Origin of the sequence: Actinoplanes sp. NPDC049265, from assembly GCF_043197135.1 — a bacterium.
Classification (GTDB): Bacteria; Actinomycetota; Actinomycetes; order Mycobacteriales; family Micromonosporaceae; genus Actinoplanes.
The window spans coordinates 121080-141733 of record NZ_JBICSP010000016.1; the positions used below are offsets into that span (position 1 = coordinate 121080).

Consider the following 20654-nt stretch of genomic DNA (forward strand, 5'->3'; position numbering starts at 1 on the left):
GAGGTTTGCTGGTCTCGGGCCGGGCATCCGCCTGCTTCCCCGCAACTGAAAGGAAACGCTTCCCATGTCCGCACCTTCGCAGCTGACACTCGACAACGGCGTCACGCTCCCCGCGATCGGTTTCGGTGTTTTCCAGACCCCGCCGGACGAGACCCGCGACGCCGTCACCGCGGCCCTGTCGGCGGGCTACCGGCATATCGACACCGCCGCCGCCTACGGCAACGAACGAGAGGTCGGCGAGGCCATCGCCAAATCCGGCGTCGAGCGCTCTCAGGTGTTCATCGAGACCAAGATCTGGATCAGCGATTACGGGTATGACCAGACCCTGCACGGCTTCGACAAGAGTGCGGCCAAGCTGGGCGTCGACCAGATCGACCTGCTCATCCTGCACCAGGCCCTGCCGTCGGAGTTCGACAAGACCCTGAACGCCTACCGCGCGCTCGAGAAGCTGCTGGCCGACGGTAAGGTCCGCGCGATCGGCGTCAGCAACTTCATGGTCGACCACCTTTCCCGGCTGCTGGACGCGGCGACGGTCGTGCCGGTGGTCAACCAAATCGAGATCCACCCCTATTTCCAGCAGCGTGAGGTGCAGGCGTTCGGCGCGCAGCACGACATCCTGTCGCAGGCGTGGTCGCCGATCGGCGGGATCACGTTCTACCGCGATGGCGAACACACCAGCACCCTGCAAGACCCGACCATCGGGGAGATCGCTAAGGCGCACGGCAGGTCCCCGGCCCAGGTGATGCTGCGCTGGCACGTGCAGCAAGGCCGCTCGGCCATTCCGAAGTCGACCAAGCCGGCCCGGATCGCCGAGAACTTCGACGTGTTCGACTTCGAGCTCACCGGCGAACAGCTCGCCGCGATCGACGCCCTGGACACCGGCAAGCGCGGCGGGCCCGAGCCGGAAGCCATCACCCTCGAGAACTTCGGCCGCGAGATCCCCGAAGCCTGACCCATCTTTTCTGCGGAGGGAGAGCAAACACCATGCGAACCGCGAAACTCGGCCAACTCGAAGTCGGCCGGATCGGCCTGGGCGCGATGGGCATGTCGCACGGCTACAGCGGTGCCGGCAGCGACGAGGCCGAATCGATCCGCACCATCCACCGGGCCATCGACCTCGGAGTCACCCTGCTCGACACCGCCGAGGTCTACGGCCCGTACATCAACGAAGAACTCGTCGGCAAAGCGCTACAAGGCCGCCGGGACCGGGTCGTCCTGGCGACCAAGTTCGGGCTGATTTCGCACGCCGGCCGAGGCGCCGGCAAGCCCGACAGCAGCCCCGACAGCATCCGCAGTGCGGTCGACGGCTCCCTCAAACGGCTCGGCACCGACCGCATCGACCTGTACTACCAGCACCGGGTCGACCCGAACACCCCGATCGAGGACACCATGGGCGCCCTCGCCGGCCTCGTCCGGCAAGGCAAGATCCGCTACGTCGGTCTGTCCGAAGCCTGGGTCGACACGATTCGCCGCGCCCACGCCGTACACCCGATCACCGCCCTGCAGTCGGAATACTCGCTGTGGACCCGCGACCAGGAGCAGATCCGGCCGGTGCTGCGCGAGTTGGGTATCGGCCTGGTCGCATACTCCCCGCTCGGCCGGGGATTCCTCACCGGCGCCCTGCGCACCCCCGCCGACGTCGAGAAGCTCGACGACAGCGACTTCCGCAAACACCACCCGCGCTTCACCGGCGAGAACTTCCGGCGCAACGTCCGCCTCGCCGACCAGGTCCAGGCCGTCGCCGACCAGGTCGGCGCAACGTCCGGACAAGTCGCCCTGGCATGGCTACTGGCCAAAGGCAACGACATCGTGCCCATCCCCGGTACCAAACGGGTCACCCGGGTCGAGGAAAACGCGGCCGCGGACACCGTCACCCTTACGCCCGAACAGGTCGCCACCCTCGACGCGCTGCCCGTGGCCGAGGGCGGCCATCACACCGAGGAACAGATGCGGATGATCGAGCGGTGAACTGGACCGGCTGTTCTTTCGTCGGCCCGAACCGCCCGGCCGAAGGATTGTCGCCGCGAGCACGGCAACGTGGCCCGCATTCCGACCTGAAGGCGAGAACACCCCGCGGGCTCGCCGGGAAGGCGGGACCGCGGGGTGCTCGTACATCACCGGGTGTTGAACGTTAGAAGTCGACCTTGGCCCAGGTGGTCTGGTTGGTCAGGTCGCGCAGCTGCAAGCCCTCTGCGAGCTGCCTGAGTTCACCGTCCGACAGGCCGGCGCCGTTGGCGTGCAGGTCGATCCGGTAGTCGCCGTGGATGATCGTGCAACTGCCCCGGCCGGCCGTGCAGTGGAGCCCCTCCTTGTCGGTGAAGTCGGCCTTGCCCGGCTCCAGGCCCTTCATCACCGTGATCTGGACGTGGCCGGGAAGGACCTCGTCGACGCGGGTGGCGGGATCGGGCACCGGGCCCTTGTGCAGGAAGACCTCCGAGATGGTCTCCCTGGTGTCGGGCGCCACCTGTCGCACCGCCACGGCCTGCCAGCCCTCGGGGAGGAACTTCGGGCTGTAGGGAACCTTCAGGTCGTGCCGGGCCGCCGTGGCCAGACCGGCAGCGATCCGGACCGCCTGATCGCGGGGCAGGTCGGGTCCGCCGTAGTTGGGGACGAGCGTGGCCCAGGCGCCGTCGGCGTACTGCCATGCCAGGGCGGCCTTGGTGGTCTTCTTCGACGCGTCGACCGGTGACGTGTAGGTCCAGTCGCGGCCCATGGCCGGCCGGCCGTCCACGGTCGCCGGGTACTGGTCGCCGATGGTCAGGGTCGCATTGCCGGCGCCGCCGAACATGGCCGTGTCGTACACGTCCTTGTCGTAGACGGTGACCGTCGCGACCTCCAGCGGGAACTTCGACCCGCCACCCAGCGTCGTGCCGTCGTGATAGACCGGCAGTTCCACGTACCCGTCGGTGACTTCGGTCGCGGGGCCGACGCGGAAGGCTCCGGCCCGGTACGGGCTGAGACCGGTGCTGAAGTCGACCTTCTTCACCGGCAGCGCCGCCACGGTCGGCTCGGCCGGCGGAGGGGTGAACGACTGCCCGGGTGTGGGCTCCGCCGTCCCTACGCCGCTCGACCCGGTCAGCTCGGACCCACCGGGGCTGGGCAGGGAAACGGCGACGGCCACGGCGAGGCAGGCGGCCACGCCCGATCCCAGCGCGACATTCCGCCAGGCCTGAGTGCGGCGGGCCCGGCCGATGATGTCATCGGCGTTGGTGCGGGCCGGAGGTGGCGGCGTGGCCTCCAGCGACTTCAAGACGTCCCGCATGTGATACCCCACGTTCGTTCCCTTCGTCTTCGTCCTGCAGTTCGATGTCCTGAGCGGCCAGCAGGGCCCGCGCCGCGGCCAGGCCTCGCGAGCTCTGGCTCTTGACCGTGCCCGGCCGGCACTTGAGAACCTCGGCGGTCTCCTCGACGCTGAGGCCCTCGAGGAACCTCAGGACGAGCACCGCGCGTTGCCGGGTCGGCAGCCGGCTCAACGCGGCGTTGAGACGTAGCCGTTCGTCGACGACGCCGGCGTGGTCGGGCAGCGCCGCGTCCAGCAGTTGGGTGCCGGAGGATCGTTCCCGGCGCCACGGTTTCCGCTTCTCGTTGATGGCTGCGCGGACCACCATCGTGCGGGCGTACGCATCGGGGGTAGTGACCTGGTGCCAGCGGCGGTACAGCTTCGCCAGGGTCGCGGCGGTGGCGTCCTCGGCCGTCTGCCAGTCGCCACACGTCACAAAGGCGAGCGCTCGCAACTGCTCGAATCGGTTCCGGACGAACTCGCGAAAATTGTCCGCGTCCTCGGTGTCCACTCCGTCGTGCTCCCTTCGTCGGACTAAGAGGGGTCGCGCACACGAAACGGTTGCATCGTGGCACCGGATATTTCCCGGTGGTGGCCGCCGCGGGGTGCCGGCGGACTGTTCGAGCCGGCCCCGCCGGAAGACGTGGCCGAGTCCGTCCGGGCGCCGATGCCGGCTACCGCCGGGCCGAGGCGATACAGGGCGATGCGGAACATGGTGTGTCGTGGCACGGCCCGTTGACCGGATCGTGCCCATCCGCGGAGGTTGTCGCGAGCTGTTCGCGGCGGCTCTCCCACCGGGTACTTCGCGGCCACGCGAGGTTGAGCGGACCTGCGCCGGCGAGAATGTCGAGGGCAGATCAATGTCCGGTCCGGTGGGTCCAGGAAGGTACGGATGAACTACGACCTGACCGCCGCCGGCACCAGCGCAGGTGGATGTGGCTACACCGTCGACGCGGCGCGACGCGCGATGGCACGCCCTGAGGGCAGATCCGCGACGAAAGTACGCAGAAAGCCCGTGATCTGGTCGACGTCATGGCCTTGAGCCGCCTCGTCGACGGTGGCCAGGAAGGACTGTTCGAGATGGACGATCTCGCCGGCCACCTGCTCGCCGTGGTCAGTGAGCGACAGCTCGGTCTGGCGACGGTCGTGCTCGGGCACACGGCGGTCCACCAGCCCGAGGCCGATGAGTCGATCGACCAGCCTGCTGGGGTTGGAGTTGCTCTCACACACCAACAGCCGGCCGAGGCCGGTGAGGGTCAACGGCTGGCGTTCGCGCAGTAGCGAAAGCACCTCGGCCTGCGAGGGCGTCACTCCCAGCGGCCGTAGAGCCTGACCGTACAACCGGTTGCCCTCCCGCTGCGCGGCCAGGATGAGAAGCATGAGTTCCTCGGTGGGACTCACCGGCGACCCCGCCCGCCGACGTGCACGTGCGGGAACTGGGAGGCCGTCTGAGTGGGAAACGTTGCGTATCCGCCAGCGGCATGGAGCCGGGCCATCGGGGTCCCCTTTCGCGAGCGAGGAATATGTTACACGACATGTATGTCGTGTAACATATCGCCGTACCTCGTAGCCGCGGTCCGTGGGAACCCGCGCTGATCGCCGCTTCTGCGGAGATGAGCCGCAAGGGGTCCCGTTGGATGGCATGGCCGGGTGAGCGCCCGTCGAGCGAACGGCCGGGCCCTGGAACCCCGGCGACGCGGGGTGGTCGCGCTCCGGGGCCAACATCTCGCCGAAATTAGGAGTGGCAGTGCTCAAAGAACGGCTGAGGGCCGGGCGGCGGCGCTCCTTCGTGGGGCGTACCGGCGAGATCGAGCTGTTCCGCCGCTTGCTGGCCGCTCCAAGCGGGGTGCTCTTCGTGCACGGGCCCGGAGGCGTCGGCAAGAGTGCCCTGCTGGATGTCCTCGCCGAGGTCGCGGCCGCGGAAGGCGTCAGTGTCGTCCGCGTCGACGGGAGGCACCTGCCGCCCGTCGCCGGGGCGCTGACCGTGCCACCGGATACCGCCCGGTTGGTGCTGCTGATCGACACCTACGAGGTGCTCGCGCCGATCGACGATTGGGTATGGGAGGAGTTTCTGCCGCTCATGCCCAGTGATGCCGTGGTGGTGATAGCCGGGCGGCATGCGCCCGGATCGCGCCGGCTGGCCGACCCCGCCTGGCGCGGCTTGCTCCGGGTCGTCGCCCTGCGAAATCTGCCGAGTCGGGACGCGCGGGCCTTCCTGACCAATCTGGACGTGTCGAGTCGACTGCACGATCGTCTGCTTACGGTCAGCCGCGGGCATCCGCTGGCACTGGCGCTCCTGGCCGAGGTGGTGCGGCGCGGGACGGTCCCGAGCACTCTCGGTGATTTTCCCGATGTCCTACGTGCACTGCTCGCGCACGCGATCGACGAAGTGCCCGGGCCCCGCCATCGGCAGGCCTTGGAGGTCTGCGCGCACGCCAACGTCACCACCGAGCACCTACTGCGGTCGGTGCTCGGCAACGAGGATGTCGGGGACTTGTTCGCCTGGCTGCGGACATTGTCGTTCGTGGAGGAGGGGCCGTACGGGCTGTTTCCGCACGATCTCGTCCGCGATGCTCTGGACGCCGACCTGCGCTGGCGTGACCCGGACCGGTACACCGCCCTGCACAGCCGGGTGCGTGACAATCTGCTCGCGCGAATCCGATCCGCGCCCGACGAGCGGGCGCAGCAACGGCTGCTGGCGGACATGATCGTGGTGACATGTCCGCGCAACCGGCTCGCCGCATACGTATCCCCCATGCAGGCCGCCGACCGTCACATCGACGAGCTGCGCGCCGGTGACCGGGCGGCCGTCGCCGCGATGACCGTCGCGGCACAGGGCGCCGAGCAAGCTCGGCTCGTCGCGTACTGGATGGACCGTCGGCCGGAGGCGTTCCGGGTGTTCCGTGACGCGTCGGGTGAGCCGCGCGGGTACGGCGCATGCCTCGACTTGACCGAGGCCGACCTCGGCGTGGACCCGGGCGCCGACGCCATGTGGTTCTACGCGCAGCGGCACGGACCGCCCCGGCCCGGCGAGCAGACGCGGGCGTGGCGCTTCTTCCTTGACCGCGACGAAGGGCAGGGGTCGTCACCGTCGCTGACGTTGTTCGCGACCTGGCAGGTGCTGGACGTTCTCAACGGTGGCCGGACGGCGTGGTCGCTGGTCGGTGCGTACGCCGACGCCGACATGTGGGGTCCGACCCTGGGCTACCTGGACTTCTGGCGGGCGACCGACGCGGACTACACGATCGGCGAGACGCGGTACCCGGTGTTCGCGCACGACTGGCGCCGCACAGGGCCCGCGGAGTGGCTGGAGCTCACCGCCGCCCGCGAGGTGGGTGCGCCGGCCCGGCCGGCCCGGGAACGTACGCCCTATCTGGCCCTTTCCGAGCCGGAGTTCAGCGATGCGGTCCGGGCGGCCTTGCGCGACCTGCACGTTCCCGCCCGGCTGCGCGCGAACCCGCTGCTGCGATCCCGGGTCGCCCGGGACCACGACGGCCTGCGCGAACTGGTGGATTCGGCCGCCGCGACCCTGCCGGAGACGCTGCGTGAGATCGTCGACCGTACGTTCTTGCGCCCGGTCACCCCCCAGGAGCGGGTCGCCGAGTCACTGCACCTGTCGTTCAGCACCTACCGGCGGCACCGGGACCGGGCGGTGGCTCACATCGTCGACTGGATGTGGGAGCGGGAGGTCTACGCTGCCGAGCCTGACCACCAGGCCGGCACCCTCTGACGCCCGTCCGCTCGCGCGCATGCGCGGATCGAGGACGGGCGGGGCCACGCTCCTCCGGCAAACTCCCGAACCAGCCGGTCAGGTCAGGGCGCTCTGTCCGGCAGCGGCAGGTAACCCCGTTTGCCCGGCCAACCGGCCATGATGTCGGCCTCGGTGGCGTCGTGAACCATACCCATCCACGACCGCCGGGCATTGGTGTCTGCTGTTCCCGGCGGGGTCCATTCCGGGTCGCGCTGGTGGATGAGCGCGTGGAGCTCGTCCTCGCTCTCCAGGCCGGCCAGCGGATCACCCTCACCGCAGTCGTCGATGGACTGGTGCTCCGTGGCCGACGGCTCGTCCAAGTCCACCACCGGCAGGTCGTCGAATGCTTCGCCCATCGCCGTGAGGACCGTCCTGGTGGCCTCGGCCGGAGTGTAGTCACCCCAGACCAGCCAACGTCCCGTCTCCAGCTTGTTCACTTATCCTCCTCGGTCAGCTCGATCATGCCGCTCCGCCGGGTCGAACGGAGTCATGACCGATCCGTGGTTCACGTCGGCGGCCGGCGTTCTGCCGCGTGTTTCCGTGCTTGGACGTTCCTGCGGCTCGCCACTCGTACCCCTCGAAGGTGGTTCGGTGACAGTGTGACGGCCGCGGCGCGGCCGAGGTTCATCGCGGGGGCAGACCGCCGAATCGGCTGAATCGCCTCACCCACAACATGGACACCGGGTGAGCAGTGGATGACCTGGCGGCGGACCATCGTCGGCGTTGATCATTCGGCGGCATGAAATCACATAGTCGCCGTAGAGGTTGGCCGCCGGTCCGGTCCGGGCACGCTGTGGTCCTGGGCGCCGGCGTCGCTGGGTTGCTCACAGCCGGCGTGCTGACAGCATTCTATGAGCGGGTCACGATCATTGACCGAGACGTGCCGGAACCAGGCAAGAATCGGCGCGGCGCGCCGCAGGGCCGGCACGCCCACAATCTGTTGCCGGCCGGCGCGAAGCTGATGGACCAGATCTTTCCGGGCATCGTGACCGAGATGGGAGCCGACGGCGCGGTTGTGGCCGACATGCTCGTCGGATACCGGTTCTACCTCGGTGGCAAGCAGTTGCCCCAGGTTCCGGTCGGCGCGAAGTCGGTGCACGCCACGCTGCCGTTCTACGAGGACCATCTGCGCCGGAGGTTGCGCGAGCGTGGGGGCGTGCGGTTCATGCCTGGCACCGACGTCATGGGCATAACCGCCGACGATGCGGGTGCGAAAGTGACCGGCGTACTCGTCAGTGGGAAAGAGCCCGGCGGCGGCCAAGGGGTCATGGCCGCCGAACTGGTGGTCGACGCGATGGGCCGCAGCCGGAGAACTCCTGCCTGGTTGAAGGAGCTGGGGTACGAGCGGCCGCCGGAGGAACAAGTGGCCGTCGACATTGCCTACGTCAGCCGCCTGCTGCGGCTCTCCCCGACTGCCGCCGACCGCGTCGGACTGTTGGTCGGCGGCGACATCAACGGCACCCCGCGCGGGATCCTGCTGCTCGCCGTGGAGGGCAACCGGTACCTCCTGACCGCTACTGGAGCCGGCCCCGAGCATCGGCCGCCCACGGACGAGGCCGGCTACGCCGAGTTTCTGACCACAGCGGCGCCACCGGACGTACTCGAAGCGATCCGCGACGCAGAACCGCTTGGGGAGATCGCAGCGCACCGGTTCCCGGCCGCGGTGTGGCGACGGTACGACCGGCTTGACCGTTTTCCGGCCGGTCTGCTGGTGATCGGTGAGGCGCTGTGTAGCCTCAGCCCGCTGAACGCCCAAGGGCTGACCGCGGCGGCCATGGAAGCGGTCGAATTGCAGCGCTGCCTGGCCGCCGGACGGGAGGACCTGTCCATGCGCTTCTTCCGGGCGGCGGCTCGGAAGCTGGCCCCGGCGTGGGAGATGACTGTGAATGTCGCAGCGCCGGATACGCCCAGCAGCACGGTCGCACGGCTTCGAGGCCGGTTCATGGACCGGGTCGTTTCGGCCGCTACACGTGACAACACAGTTGCGGCACAGTTCGCGCGCGTGTTCGCGCTTCTTGACCCGCCGACAGCATTGCTGCGTCCCCGAGTCCTGTGGCGCGTCGCCGTCTCAGGGATGACGCGTGACCGGGAGACCCGGCGAACCGTAGCCGAACGCTGACGCGCGCGCGGCTGAGCCACTTCCGACGGTCGTCCCGAACTCATCGCAGGGCGTCGTAGATCGCGGCGACGTAGGCGGCGGCGCGGTCCGAGCCGAGGATGTCGCCGCCCATCTTGTTCATCACGTACGCGATCGTCATCCGGCGTTCGAAGTCGACGATCGCCATCGACCCGCCCCAGCCGCCCCAGTAGGCGATCCGGCCCTCCGGCACCCACGGCAGGGTCCGGAGGTCGGCCACCGCGAAGCCCAGACCCCAGCGCAGGTGCAGGCCGTTGACCAGGTCGACGCCGTCGGTCTGCGGTTCCAGCACCAGCGCGCCGGTTCCGGGTTCGAGCAGGCGTACGCCCCCGGCCCGGCCGTCGCGGGCCAGCGCGGACAGCATGCGGGCGACCGAACGGGCGTTGCCGTGCCCGTTGGCGCCGCCGATCCGCGCCGCCCGCCAGGCGTCCGAGTTCGCCGCCCGCGCCTCGACCGTGGGGCCGGTGAACGTCCGGTAGGCCACTGTCCGATGGTCGAGGTCCTCGATGTCGAACGGCAGCGGCGGCGGGGGGAACGACGTCCGCGATCCGGCCGGCCATGGCTGATGTCGCGCCGATCCCGAAGTCGGCGCCCAGGGGGCCGGCGATTTCCTGGGCCACGAACGGGCCGAGGTCGCGGCCGTCCACGCGGCGGATCAGCTCGCCGAGCAGGTGGCCGTAGACCCACAGGTGGTAGCCGGAGGCGGTGCCCGGTTCCCACCACGGCTCCTGCGCGGCGAGCCGGCCGGCCACCGCGTCGTGGTCGTAGAGATCGGTGACGTCCGCGGGGGCGGCCAGACCGGGGACGCCGGAGGCGTGCGCCAGCACCTGCCGTACCGTGACGCGGTCTTTGCCCTGGGCCGCGAACTCGGGCCAGTAACGGGCGAGCGGCGCGCCGAGGTCGATCACGCCGCTTCCGGCCAGCTTGAGCACGGCGAGGGCGGTGACCAGCTTGGTGATCGACCAGACGTTGACGACGGTGTCGCGCTCCCATGCGCGGGTACGGGCTTCGTCGGCGAACCCGCCCCAGAGGTCGGCGACTGTCGCACCGTCGACGTCGACGACTATCGAGGCGCCCAGCTCGGCCCCGGTCGCGAGATGGTCTTCCAGCAGCGTGCGAAGCTTGGCCAGCGATGCGGTGGTGGTTCCGTGAACCAGCGACGATGTCATGAACCGAGCGTCCGGGCCTCACACCGGTGTGAAGGTCAAGAGGTGATTACCGTGAACCTTGTGACGATGACCATCGGGCAGATGTCGGCCCGGACCGGTGTGCCGCCACGGTTGTTGCGCTACTACGAGGAACAGCACCTGATCACGCCGGGGCGCGACGGCAACGGGTACCGCGTGTACTGCGAGATGGGCGTGCAGCGGATCGGTCAGATCCGGTCGTTGCTGGACGCCGGGTTGCAGACCAGGGCGATCGCCGACCTGTTGCCGCGGTTGTCCGGTCCGGGCATCGTCGCGCCGGCCGGTGACGGGTTCGAGGTGCTCGCCCTGCTGTGCCGCGAGGCGACCGCTCTGCAGGAGCGCATCGACGAGCTCACCGCCCGCCGCGCGGCGATCATCGGGTATGCCGCCGACGTGCTGCGCGTCATGACGAGCGATCGGTCCTCATGAGCCGAGGACGATGGCCAGCAGCGCTGTCGCCGCCGGCACGGCCTGGGTCAGGAAGCCGGGAAGCCGGGCGCGGCGCCGGTCGGCCGCGAGCAGTGCCGCCGCGGCGACGATCATGGACAGCGCGGACGCGGTGATCAGGGTGGCGCCGGTCGTCGTCGCTCCGATCACTGTCGCGGCCGCGCCGGCCAGGGCCGTCGTACCCAGAAGCAGGTTGTAGACGCCCTGGTGGAACGCCCAGAGGCGGACGGCCGGCACGTCCGCGGCGGCGACCTCGAACATTCGCTGGGTGCTCGGCCGGGAGAACAGCAGGCTCTCCCGGGCGAAGATGTACCCGTGCAGGGCCGCGGCCACCAGCGACGCGCCGGCGGCGATGGCGCCGGGCAGGTTCATGCCGTGCGCGCGGCGTGGTAGGCGGCCAGCACTTTCGGTACGCCCGCGTCCATCATCTTGCGGCGGACGTTGCCCAGCAGCTTGGCCATGGCGAATCCGCCGGCGCCGGTGAAGCCGGTGTGCCGCCAGGTGAAGCGGGTGCCGCCGGGGATCGGCTCGAGCAGGTAGGTGACATCGGTGACGTCGTCACTCTCCTCGTCGCCCTTCCACGTGTAGTGCATCGACCGGGGAGCGTCGACCGCCTTGATCTCGCAGTAGACGATGCCGGCCCAGCCGATGGTCGGCTTGCCGACGAACCGGAACCGGGTGCCGGGCGTCGGGGCGAAGCCGTCGGGGCGGCCGCCCTGCCCGGTGGTGGTCCACTGGCCGACGTACTCAGGGTCGGTCATCACATGCCAGACCTCCTCGATCGCATACGGGTATTCGCGGACGACGGTGTATTCACTCATGGCGTCGACGGTAGCCTACCTTCCGGTAGGTAGGCAAGCCTACCGTGCGGTAGGCTGCGGTGATGAGCACGACATCGGACACGAGCGTCGGCCGGCGGTCCGGCCCCGAGACCCGCGCGGCCATCCGTCAGGTCGCGCTGCGACTGTTCACCACCCAGGGGTACGAAGCGACGTCGATGCGCCAGATCGCCGAGATCCTCGGCATCAAGAAGGCGTCGCTGTACTACCACTTCGCCGGCAAGGAAGACATCGTCCGGTCGCTGTTCGACCAGCGAAGCTCCGAGGCCGAGCAGCTGCTCACCTGGGTCTCGGCTCAACCCCGGACGGCCGAACTCGTCCGCACGGCGGTGCTGCGGTGGGTGGAGTCGTTCTCGGCCGACAAACTCCACGGCATCCGGTTCCTGTCGGCCAACCCGCTGCTGCTCCGGACGTTCGCCGCCCAGGGTGGCGAGCAGATCGGCTCGGCGCTCAATACGCTGGCCGGCACCCTCGTCGGCCTGCTGCCCGATGCCACCGCCGTCGACGCTCTGCAGCTCCGGATGGCGCTGCTCAGCATCAACGCCGCGATCGAGGCCGCTGCCGCCGGCGACTTCACCGACGAGCAGATCCTGGCCGCCGCCCGGAACCACGCGGACGTCCTGGTCAGCGCCCTCCTGGCCGGCCCGCGCGGCGTCAGCCGGCCCCGTACGCCCAGCTGATCGGCCCGGGCCGTCGGCGGTGTGCGCCGATGCTGACCCGCCTCAGGCGGGGTGGCGGGCCAGCCGGCGCAGGGCCAGGGCCAGCTGCAGGCGCAGACGGCCGTGCGGGTCGCGGATCGACCAGCCGAGCAGGTGTTCGGCCTGATTGATGCGGTCCTGCAAAGTCGAGTGGTGTACGCGCGACGTCGCCGCCGCCGCGCGCAAGCTGATCGCGTCGGCCGTGGCGTGCAGCGTGCTCAGCATCCACGGGGCCGCCGCCGCGGCGTGGGCCAGCGCCCGGACGTCGGGCAGGCCGGACTGGTCACCGGCCGCGGCCAGCAGGGCCAGGGCGCCGAGCTCGTCGTGGTGGACGACCGCCGGGCCGGGATCTTCCTCCGTACCCTCGGCCGCGAAGCGGAGCGCGACCCTCGCCGCCTGCCATGACCACGGCAGGTCGAGCACCGCGACCGCGGGGCCGACCCCGGCGCGGCCGGGAAACTCGGGCCGAGCGCCCACAAAGATCACCGGAACACCGGACTCGACCGCGGCCGCGGCGGCGGGCCGGGCCGGCGACAGACCCAGGCGGCGAGCGGCCTGGGTGCGGGCCTCCTCGGTGGCCGTCTCGTCGACCAGCACCTCGGCCGCGGCCCGGCCCCGGGTGCGGTCGAGGACGGCCTTGGCGGCGGCCGCGGCCCGTTCCAGGATCATCGCCTCGACCGGGCCCGCCGGGCCGGCCCGCTCCAGCCAGAGCGTGGCCGACCCGGCGGCGGTGGACATCCACGCCGGATCGGGTGCGGTGTCGGCCGGCGCGGTGCGACCGTCGGCGGTGATGCGTACGCGGACCCGGCGCTCGTCGTCGACCAGGCGGGCCGGGCACTCGGCCAGCACCACCGCGCCCCGGACGACGGCGTGCAGCCCCGCCCGCGCCTCGGCCAGCCGGTCGAAATACTCGATCACCCGCAGCGCCGCGCCCGCGTCGGCGTCCAACGCGGCGAGCCTGACCGCCAGGTCCTTCATGTGACCCAGGCTAGGCGTCGAGGATGCGCCGCAGCCATTGAACGCGGGCCGCCTTGGCGTCCTGGGAGATCTGCGCCTGCGGCACCATCATGTCGAAGCCGTGGAAGCCGCCCGGCCACACGTGCAGCTCCGCGGCCCCTCCGGCCTGCCAGATCCCTGTCGCGTAGGCGACGTCCTCGTCGCGGAACGTCTCGGCCGAGCCGACGTCGATGAACGCCGGCGGCAGGCCGGACAGGTCGGTGGCGCGGGCCGGCGCGGCGTACGGCGAAACGTCGGGACCGCCGCGGGCGTCGCCGAGCAGGGCCGTCCAGCCGGTCTCGTTGGCGGTCCGGTCCCACACGCCCAGCCCATCCATCTGATCGGCCGACGGGGTGTCGTTGCGGTCGTCGAGCATCGGGCACATCAGCATCTGCCCGGCCAGCGCCGGCCCGCCCTCGTCCCGCGCCTTCAGGGCCACCGCCGCGGCCAGCCCGCCGCCCGCGCTGCCCCCGGCGATCAGCAGCCGGTCGGAGTCGAAGCCGAGCTCGGCGGCGTGGGCGGCGGTCCAGACCAGGCCGGCGTAACAGTCGTCGACCGGGCCCGGGTGCGGGGTCTCGGGGGCCAGCCGGTAGTCGACCGAGACCACGACCAGGCCGAACTGGTCGGCCCAGTCGAGCAGATCGGGTACGCCGGTCCGGTTGTCGCCCATGATCATGCCGCCGCCGTGGGTGTGGTAGAGGCAGCCGAGCACCCGATCGGTGGCCGTGGGCCGGCAGATCAGCAGCGACACCTCCGGATCCTGGCCGAGGCCGGGAACCTGCCGCTCCTCGACCGTGAAGGTCCCGTCCCGGGTGAGCATCTCGTCGGGCACCGGCGGCAGCGCTTCCCCGCCGCGCATGGCCGGGATCATGTCGAGGGTCAACTTGCCGGGCATCATCTCGGTGATCGCCGGGAGGGCGGCGCCGAGTTCGGTGTCGAACGGCGGTGGTTTCATGCGTCCAGCTTCCGTCGCCTGGCCCGCGCGACGCGAGCGCCATGCGGCGGGCATTACCCGCCAGTTGGCGGGTCCCGGCACGCGTGCGGTGGTCACGTGGGTGCCGTCGCGCGCCTCAGGAAACCAGTGTCTGGTCAGGACGGTCGGCGGTGAGCGCCCAGGCGGTGATCTCGTCGGCCGGCCGGGGGCGGCAGAAGAGGTAGCCCTGGGCGGCCTCGCAGCCGATCTCGTCCAGGATCGCGACCGTCTCCTCATGCTCGACGCCCTCGACCACCACGTGCAGGCCGCAGGCGTGGGCCAGGTCGGCGATCGCGGCCACGATGGCGCGGCCGCTGCCCTCGGTCTCGATGCGGGTGGTGAACCGGCGGTCGATCTTCAGCTCGTCCAGGGGCATCTCCTGGAGGTAGCTCATCGACGAGTAGCCGGTGCCGAAGTCGTCGATCGACACGCGTACGCCCAGCTCACGCAGCTCGCCCAGGATTGTCGCGGCGCGGCACGGGTCGGCGATGACCATGCTCTCGGTGATCTCGACGGTCAGCTCGCCGGGCTGGGTGTCGTAAAGGTCCATGATGGACCGCACGTGGGCCGGGAAGCCGAGATCGTGCAGGCAGTCGGCGCCGGCGTTGACCGCGACCGGCAGTGACAGGCCGGCCTCGCGCCAGGCCCGTGACTGGGCCAGCGCGGCCGACAGCACCACGTCGGTGAGCGGCCGGATCAGCCCGTTCTGCTCGGCCACGGGGATGAACCGGTCGGGGCCGAGCAGGCCGCGGGCCGGATGCCGCCAGCGGACCAGCGCCTCGACCCCGGTCGGCGTCCGGTCGCCGACCCGGACCTTGGGCTGGTAGTGAACCTCCAGCTCGCCGTTCTCGATGGCGTTGCGCAGCTCGGCGCCGGCGGTCAGCTTCTCGGTGCTGTTCTCGTCCTGGGCCGCGTCGTAGAGGGCGACGCCGAGACGGTTGCGCTTGGCCGTGTACATCGCGACATCGGCGTGCCGCAGCAGCTCGGTGGCACTGCCGCTGGGCAGCGGGTGCAGCGCGGCGCCGATGCTGGCGTTCACGTCGACGACGTAACCGTCCAGCTCGGCCGGGCGGCACAACGTCTCCAGGATCCGCTCGCCGACGGCCATCAGATCCTCGGCCGAGCGGATGTCCGGCAGCACCACCGCGAACTCGTCGCCGCCGAGCCGGGCCACCGTGTCCTGGTGCCGGGCCGCCTCGGTCAGCCGGTCGGCCACCTCCTGGATCAGCCGGTCACCGACCAGGTGGCCGAGCGTGTCGTTGACCTCCTTGAAGTGGTCGAGGTCGAGCAGCAGGAGCCCGGCGCCGCCGGCCGCCGCGACCGCTTCGTCGAGGCGCTCGATGAGCAGGTTGCGGTTGGCCACGCCGGTGAGGCTGTCGTGCATGGCCTGGTGCCGGCTGTCCCGGGCCTGCCGTTCGGTGCCGCGCTGGTAGGCGACCAGCACCAGGGCGCAGAGCACCACCAGCAGCAGGTCGATGACCGAGATCACCTCGACCGCCAGCAGCACCCGGTGGTTGTTGCGCTGGGTCTGCTCGAGCAGTACGCCCATCTCGAGGTTGTTCCGCGCGATGTTCACCGACGCCTGTTTGCGCAGCGCCGACGCGCTCAGGGCGGCCTGTTTGGCGTCGGAGTCCATCCGCTCGCGGTCGCCACGCTTCTGCGCGTCGATCAGGTCTCGCAGCGTGTAGCTGTAGCCGCCGTAGGTGTTCTGCAGCGTCTGGGCCTGGAACGACTCGGCCGGGCCGCCGTGGGCGTTGAGCCAGCGCAGGTTCTCCTCGGCCGATCCGATCGAGGACAGCAGCGGGCCCCGGCCGACGTCGCTGTCGGCCCGGACGAAGTCGACCAGCTGCTCGTACTCGATGCCGATGAGCAGATAGACCTGGCCCCACTGCCGGGTGACCTGTTCGGCGGCGGCGATCCGGGCGGTGGCCTGGGCGGTGCTGCGGGTGCTGAACAGGCCGAGTCCGGCGAGCAGGGCGAGACCGGCCGCGAGCGCGGCGATGGCGGTACGCGCCACCGCCCGGCGCTGCATCCCGATCGCCCGCATCCGCTCGCCTCTCATTAGTTCGCTGTCCTCGCCTCAGATTCGGCCGACGGGATCCGACCTTGAGGTTGCCTGGTCCTAGATTCGTTCGCGAGGCGATGATCGCGAGGCGAATCCGGGGACTGAGCACAGCGTCACGTGACTTAGGTCGGACGATGGGGAGGGACGATGCGGGTACGCATGTTTGTGGCTGCTGTGGCCGCTGTGTCTCTCGTGCTCGGCCTCGGCGGCTGCACGTTGCGGCGGGTGGCTTCGCATCCGGCCGTCGGCTTTCTCACCGCCGACGAGGGGATGGGCTACGTGCGCGAGATGACCATGGGGTACGCCACCACGGTCGCCGACGCCGGTGGAGTCGAGCACACCGAGGCCGGCCCGCCCATCGGTGACACCGCTCAGCAGGCCGGCATGCTCGCCGACCTGCACCGCGAGAGCCGCGACGGCATCGCGGTCTTCACCTGGAACCCCGAACTGCTGGCCGCGCCCATGGCCGCGACCGGGGCCGCCGGCACGCCGGTCATCTCGGTGTACTCGCCGCCCGCCCCGGGCTCGGACGTCGGCCTCTACATCGGCAACGACAACTACACGATGGGCGAGATGCTGGCCGACCAGATCGGCGCGCTGCTGCCCCCGGACACCATCGGCACGGTCGTGCTCGGCACGTCGGTCCCGGGCGCCCAGGCCCTCGACGAGCGCATCGCCGGCCTGCGCTCCCGGCTGCCGGTGGTCCGGCCGGGAGTCCGGCTGCTCGGGCCGTTCGACACCAAGCAGGACCCGGCCGGCAACATGAAGTCGTGGGAGCTGCTGGTCGGCGCGAACTCGACCGCGGTGGCCTTCGTCGGCACCGGCGACAGCGACGCCCGCAACCTGGCCCGGCTGCGCGGCCAGGCCACCCGGAGCTGGGTCGGCGCCGGCTTCGGGCTGGACGACATCGCGCTGCGGGCGGTCGGGCACGGCGACTACGCCCTGGTCTCGCCGGAACCGTTCGTGCAGGGTGCGATCGCCGGGTGGCTGCAGGCCGAGCAGGTCAAGGGAAACCTGACGCTGCCCACCGGCTGGATCCCGACGCCAGCGATCGCGGTCACGCCGCAGAACGCGCCGGCGCTGCTGGCCCGGCAGTCATCGACCAAGCAGCGCGCGGAATCGGCCCGGGTGGTCGTACAGGAGATCGTCACTCACCTCGGTGACCACCTGCGGCCTCTCGCCGACGCACGCTAGCGCGCCCTATTCGGTCAGGACGCCTTTGCTCGCGGCCAGTTTGCGGCCGCCGTCCACCGCGTCCCGGTAGGCCGCCGCCGGGGTTTTCGCGCCCGACTCGAGTTGCTGCAACTGGGTGATGAAGACCTGCTCGATGGCGGCGTCGGACGGTGCCTCGTAGGAGAGCCGGGCCTTGGCCGCCGACGCGGCGAACACCGGCGTGGTGCGCTGACCACCGAAGAACGGGTCGGGCGCCAGCAGTTCGGGCATCTGGAACGCGGCCGGCGCGGACGGGAACAGCTTGGCGCCGGCGAACATCTTGGCCTGGTTGGCCGGCGAGAGCAGCCAGCGGATCACCTCGAACGCGGTGTCGTGCCCGCTGCCCGCGGCCGGGACGGACAGGAACGAGCCGCCCTGGTTGGCGCCGTCGGCGCAGCCGTTGGCCACCCGCCACGTCCCGGCCGACTTCGCCGCCGAACTCTGCAGGTCCTGCGCCAGCCAGGCCGGGCCGGTGTCGCTGGCGACCGCGCCCGCCTCGTACGCCGGAAATCTCTTCTCGTCGTCGTTGAAGATCCCGGCGCTGATGCCCATCCCGAGCGACTCGACAGCGATGTCCCAGGCCGCGCGGACTTCGTCGCTGTCACCGATGTAGTGGTTCGACTCGTTCACGTACCGGCGCGAGCCCTGCCCGACGCAGCTGGAGAAGAGGTCGGCGGCGTTGCAGAACAGGCGTACCGACGGCAACTTGTGCACCAGCCGCCGCCCGAAGGCGAGGTACGCGGCCCAGTCCTTGCACGCGACGGCCACGTCGTCCGGTTCAGCGGCCAGCCCCGCCTTCCGGAAAAGGTCGTACCGGTAGAAGATCGCCGTCGGTCCGGTGTCGATCGGAAAACCGACCAGCCGGTTGTCCAGCGTGCTGCCCTGCCGCCACTTCCAGTCCAGGTACTGATCCTGCAGGTCGCGGGCGCCGAGCGTGTTGAGGTCGACGAAGAGATCGGCGCGGGGGAGCACCGAGCTGATGTCCTCGCCCTTGATCCCGGCGACGGCCGGGGCCCCCGGACCGCCCAGCGCCTTGGTCAGCTGGTCCTGGTAGTTGCCCTCGACCGTGGTGACGCTCAGCTTGGTCCGGCCCGCGAACTGCCGCACGGCCTGCTTGACCATGGCGTCGTCGAGCCCGCTGGGCCAGATCCACAGCGTGGTGGTGCCGTCGTCGGCGGCCGGCTTGTCCTGGTCACCGCAGGCGGCGGTCAGACCGGCGGCCGCGACGACGGCGCCGAGCAGCGTCCGGCGACGAACTGGCACGGCTGAAGCTAACCAGGAAGACGGGCCCGGCGCCGGGGGTTCCGGGAAAACCAGGTGGTCCATACCCATCCACCGATCGGTGGACCGCGGGCGTCTGCGGCCGGTTGATGGAACGGGCCCGCCGCGCCACGACGCTGAACTCATGCCAATCATCGATGTCAGAAACTTCCGCAAGGAGTACGGGCCGACCGTCGCCGCCGCCGACGTGACGTTCTCGGTCGAGCGCGGCGAGATCTTCGGCATCCTCGGCCCGAACGGGGCCGGCAAGAGCACCACGGTCGAGGCGATCGCCGGGCTCCGCCGAGCCGACAGCGGGTCGATCGAGGTGCTCGGCCGCGACCCGGCCGACCCGGAGCTGCGCCGGCTGGTCGGCGTGCAGCTGCAGGAGTCGGCGCTGCCCGACCGGATGACCGTCCGCGAGGCGCTGGAGCTGTTCAGCGCGTTCTACCCCGACCCGGTGGACTGGCCCGAACTGGTCCGCGAACTCGGCCTCGGCGACAAGCTGAAGACCCGGTACGCCAAGCTCTCCGGCGGTCAGAAACAGCGGCTGTCGATCGCCCTGGCCCTGATCGGCCGGCCCGAGGTGGCAATCCTCGACGAGCTCACCACCGGCCTGGACCCGCAGTCGCGCCGCGACACCTGGGACCTGATCGCCGGCATCCGCGACCGCGGTGTCACGGTGCTGCTGGTCACCCACTTCATGGAGGAGGCCGAGCGGCTCTGCGACCGGATCGCGGTGATCGACCACGGGGCCGTGATCGCCCTGGACACGCCGGCCGGGCTGGTCGAGCGGGTCGCCGTCGAGCAGCGCATCCGCTTCCGGCCGTCCGCCCCGCTGGACGAGAAGCTGCTCACCGCCCTGCCCGAGGTGCGCGAGGTTCGCCGGCACGGCCCGGCGGTCGAGGTCGTCGGCACCGGCGCCCTGCTGCAGGCCGTGACCAGCGTGCTCGCCTCGCACCAGATCGTCGCCGCCGGCCTCCGCCTCGAACAGGCCACCCTGGACGACGCGTTCGTGCAGCTCACCGGCCGCCCCGCCCGCACCGAAGACTGAAGAGGAACCGTCATGCGTGCCTTTTTCCAGCTCACCGCCTCCGAGTTCCGCCTGTTCATCCGCGAGCCCATGCTCGCCTTCTTCGGCCTGCTCTTCCCGGCCGTGCTGATCGGCATCCTGGGCTGCATCCCGGACTTCCGCGAGGCCAATCCCGACCTGGGCGGCCAGCGGGTGATCGACTTCTACGTGCCGATCGCGCTCGCCCTGGCCATCGCCATGCTCGGCCTGCAGAGCATCCCGCAGCTGCTCGCCACCTACCGCGAACGCGGTGTGCTGCGCCGGCTGGCCACCACGCCGGCGTCGCCCATCATGCTGCTCGGCGCGCAGCTGACCATGGCCTTCGGCACCGCACTGGGCGCCGGCGTGCTGGCCACTCTGGTCGGCCGGATCGCGTTCGGCGTGCCCCTGCCCGGCAACGTGCTGCTCTACCTGCTCGCGTTCCTGCTCTGCGGCGCGGCGGTGTTCGCGGTCGGCATCTTCGTGGCCGCCGTCGCGCCCAGCGGCAAGGCCGCCAACGGCATCGGCACCGGACTGTTCTTCCTGCTGATGTTCTTCGCCGGGCTGTGGACGCCGCGCGAGCTGATGCCGGACTGGCTGCAGCGGATCGGCGAGCTCACCCCGCTCGGCGCCGGCCAGGCGGCGATGCAGGCGGCGTCGGTCGGGCATGGGCCGACGCTGCTCTCGGTGGTCGTGCTGCTGGCGTACGCCGGAATCTTCACGGCCGGCGCGGCTCGCTTCTTCCGGTGGAGTTGACG

General features: G+C 70.6%; 19 protein-coding genes and 1 pseudogene. 9 read left to right on the forward strand and 11 right to left on the reverse strand.

All coding sequences use genetic code 11. The annotated features are described in order from the left end of the window. The first annotated feature begins 64 nt into the window (after window positions 1–64). Both ACGFIO_RS32000 and ACGFIO_RS32005 read left to right on the forward strand, forming a co-directional pair. The gene (locus ACGFIO_RS32000) at window positions 65–952 is read left to right on the forward strand and encodes an aldo/keto reductase (protein ID WP_392831814.1); all 888 of its coding nucleotides are present in this window, start codon (window positions 65–67) and stop codon (window positions 950–952) included. Between the two features lie 32 nt (window positions 953–984). Further along, the gene (locus tag ACGFIO_RS32005) at window positions 985–1968 is read left to right on the forward strand and encodes an aldo/keto reductase (protein WP_392831817.1); all 984 of its coding nucleotides are present in this window, start codon (window positions 985–987) and stop codon (window positions 1966–1968) included. A 163-nt stretch (window positions 1969–2131) separates the two neighbouring features. Here ACGFIO_RS32005 and ACGFIO_RS32010 read toward each other — a convergent pair whose 3' ends face one another. From ACGFIO_RS32010 to ACGFIO_RS32020, 3 genes are all read right to left on the reverse strand, one after another. Then, window positions 2132–3262: a hypothetical protein gene (locus ACGFIO_RS32010; RefSeq protein ID WP_392831820.1), complete on the reverse strand. Its 1131-nt coding sequence runs from the start codon at window positions 3260–3262 to the stop codon at window positions 2132–2134. Then, on the reverse strand, window positions 3198–3791 hold the full coding sequence (locus ACGFIO_RS32015) for a SigE family RNA polymerase sigma factor (protein ID WP_392831822.1): 594 nt from the start codon (window positions 3789–3791) through the stop codon (window positions 3198–3200). The genes ACGFIO_RS32010 and ACGFIO_RS32015 overlap by 65 nt, the downstream gene beginning before the upstream one ends. A gap of 428 nt (window positions 3792–4219) precedes the next feature. Continuing rightward, complete coding sequence (locus tag ACGFIO_RS32020) at window positions 4220–4660, reverse strand: MarR family winged helix-turn-helix transcriptional regulator (RefSeq protein ID WP_392831824.1); 441 nt, start codon at window positions 4658–4660, stop codon at window positions 4220–4222. A gap of 367 nt (window positions 4661–5027) precedes the next feature. Here ACGFIO_RS32020 and ACGFIO_RS32025 point away from each other — a divergent pair, with 367 nt between their 5' ends. Next, window positions 5028–7010, forward strand: a complete 1983-nt coding sequence (locus ACGFIO_RS32025; RefSeq protein WP_392831827.1) for an AAA family ATPase — start codon at window positions 5028–5030, stop codon at window positions 7008–7010. Window positions 7011–7093: 83 nt separating this feature from the next. On the opposite strand, the gene ACGFIO_RS32030 is transcribed toward ACGFIO_RS32025, so the two are convergent. Then, window positions 7094–7468 carry a hypothetical protein gene (locus tag ACGFIO_RS32030; protein WP_392831830.1) on the reverse strand — a complete coding sequence of 125 codons (375 nt, stop codon included), beginning with the start codon at window positions 7466–7468 and terminating at the stop codon, window positions 7094–7096. Between the two features lie 398 nt (window positions 7469–7866). On the opposite strand from ACGFIO_RS32030, the gene ACGFIO_RS32035 reads away from it, so the two are divergent. Further along, window positions 7867–9150, forward strand: coding sequence for a hypothetical protein (locus ACGFIO_RS32035; RefSeq protein ID WP_392831833.1), 1284 nt, complete (start codon window positions 7867–7869; stop codon window positions 9148–9150). Between the two features lie 40 nt (window positions 9151–9190). Here the strand turns inward: ACGFIO_RS32035 and ACGFIO_RS32040 are convergent. After that, window positions 9191–10337, reverse strand: a pseudogene (locus ACGFIO_RS32040) (serine hydrolase domain-containing protein). A 51-nt stretch (window positions 10338–10388) separates the two neighbouring features. Here ACGFIO_RS32040 and ACGFIO_RS32045 point away from each other — a divergent pair. Beyond that, window positions 10389–10784: a MerR family transcriptional regulator gene (locus ACGFIO_RS32045; protein ID WP_392831836.1), complete on the forward strand. Its 396-nt coding sequence runs from the start codon at window positions 10389–10391 to the stop codon at window positions 10782–10784. On the opposite strand, the gene ACGFIO_RS32050 is transcribed toward ACGFIO_RS32045, so the two are convergent. After that, entirely contained in the window at window positions 10779–11174 is a 396-nt protein-coding gene (locus tag ACGFIO_RS32050) for a DUF1304 family protein (protein WP_392831838.1), read from the reverse strand. The two genes, ACGFIO_RS32045 and ACGFIO_RS32050, sit on opposite strands and share 6 nt — an antisense overlap. After that, window positions 11171–11623 carry an SRPBCC domain-containing protein gene (locus ACGFIO_RS32055; protein WP_392831841.1) on the reverse strand — a complete coding sequence of 151 codons (453 nt, stop codon included), beginning with the start codon at window positions 11621–11623 and terminating at the stop codon, window positions 11171–11173. Before ACGFIO_RS32055 ends, ACGFIO_RS32050 begins: the two co-directional genes overlap by 4 nt. A 62-nt stretch (window positions 11624–11685) precedes the next feature. On the opposite strand from ACGFIO_RS32055, the gene ACGFIO_RS32060 reads away from it, so the two are divergent. Then, window positions 11686–12321, forward strand: coding sequence for a TetR/AcrR family transcriptional regulator (locus ACGFIO_RS32060; protein WP_392831843.1), 636 nt, complete (start codon window positions 11686–11688; stop codon window positions 12319–12321). 42 nt (window positions 12322–12363) lie between these two features. Here the strand turns inward: ACGFIO_RS32060 and ACGFIO_RS32065 are convergent, their stop codons facing one another. From ACGFIO_RS32065 to ACGFIO_RS32075, 3 genes are all read right to left on the reverse strand, one after another. Further along, window positions 12364–13317, reverse strand: a complete 954-nt coding sequence (locus ACGFIO_RS32065; RefSeq protein ID WP_392831845.1) for a helix-turn-helix domain-containing protein — start codon at window positions 13315–13317, stop codon at window positions 12364–12366. Window positions 13318–13327: 10 nt separating this feature from the next. Further along, entirely contained in the window at window positions 13328–14290 is a 963-nt protein-coding gene (locus tag ACGFIO_RS32070; protein ID WP_392831848.1) for an alpha/beta hydrolase, read from the reverse strand. Window positions 14291–14405: 115 nt separating this feature from the next. Then, window positions 14406–16355, reverse strand: a complete 1950-nt coding sequence (locus tag ACGFIO_RS32075) for a putative bifunctional diguanylate cyclase/phosphodiesterase (protein ID WP_392831850.1) — start codon at window positions 16353–16355, stop codon at window positions 14406–14408. A 201-nt stretch (window positions 16356–16556) separates the two neighbouring features. On the opposite strand from ACGFIO_RS32075, the gene ACGFIO_RS32080 reads away from it, so the two are divergent. Further along, the gene (locus ACGFIO_RS32080; protein WP_392831853.1) at window positions 16557–17567 is read left to right on the forward strand and encodes a sugar ABC transporter substrate-binding protein; all 1011 of its coding nucleotides are present in this window, start codon (window positions 16557–16559) and stop codon (window positions 17565–17567) included. 6 nt (window positions 17568–17573) lie between these two features. Here ACGFIO_RS32080 and ACGFIO_RS32085 read toward each other — a convergent pair whose 3' ends face one another. Then, window positions 17574–18848 (reverse strand): ABC transporter substrate-binding protein, encoded by a 1275-nt coding sequence (locus ACGFIO_RS32085; protein WP_392831856.1) that lies wholly within the window; start codon window positions 18846–18848, stop codon window positions 17574–17576. A gap of 142 nt (window positions 18849–18990) precedes the next feature. Here ACGFIO_RS32085 and ACGFIO_RS32090 point away from each other — a divergent pair, with 142 nt between their 5' ends. Together ACGFIO_RS32090 and ACGFIO_RS32095 are read left to right on the forward strand one after the other, a co-directional pair. Next, window positions 18991–19899 (forward strand): ABC transporter ATP-binding protein, encoded by a 909-nt coding sequence (locus tag ACGFIO_RS32090; protein ID WP_392831859.1) that lies wholly within the window; start codon window positions 18991–18993, stop codon window positions 19897–19899. 12 nt (window positions 19900–19911) lie between these two features. Further along, on the forward strand, window positions 19912–20652 hold the full coding sequence (locus tag ACGFIO_RS32095) for an ABC transporter permease (protein WP_392831862.1): 741 nt from the start codon (window positions 19912–19914) through the stop codon (window positions 20650–20652). The last annotated feature ends 2 nt before the right edge of the window (window positions 20653–20654 follow it).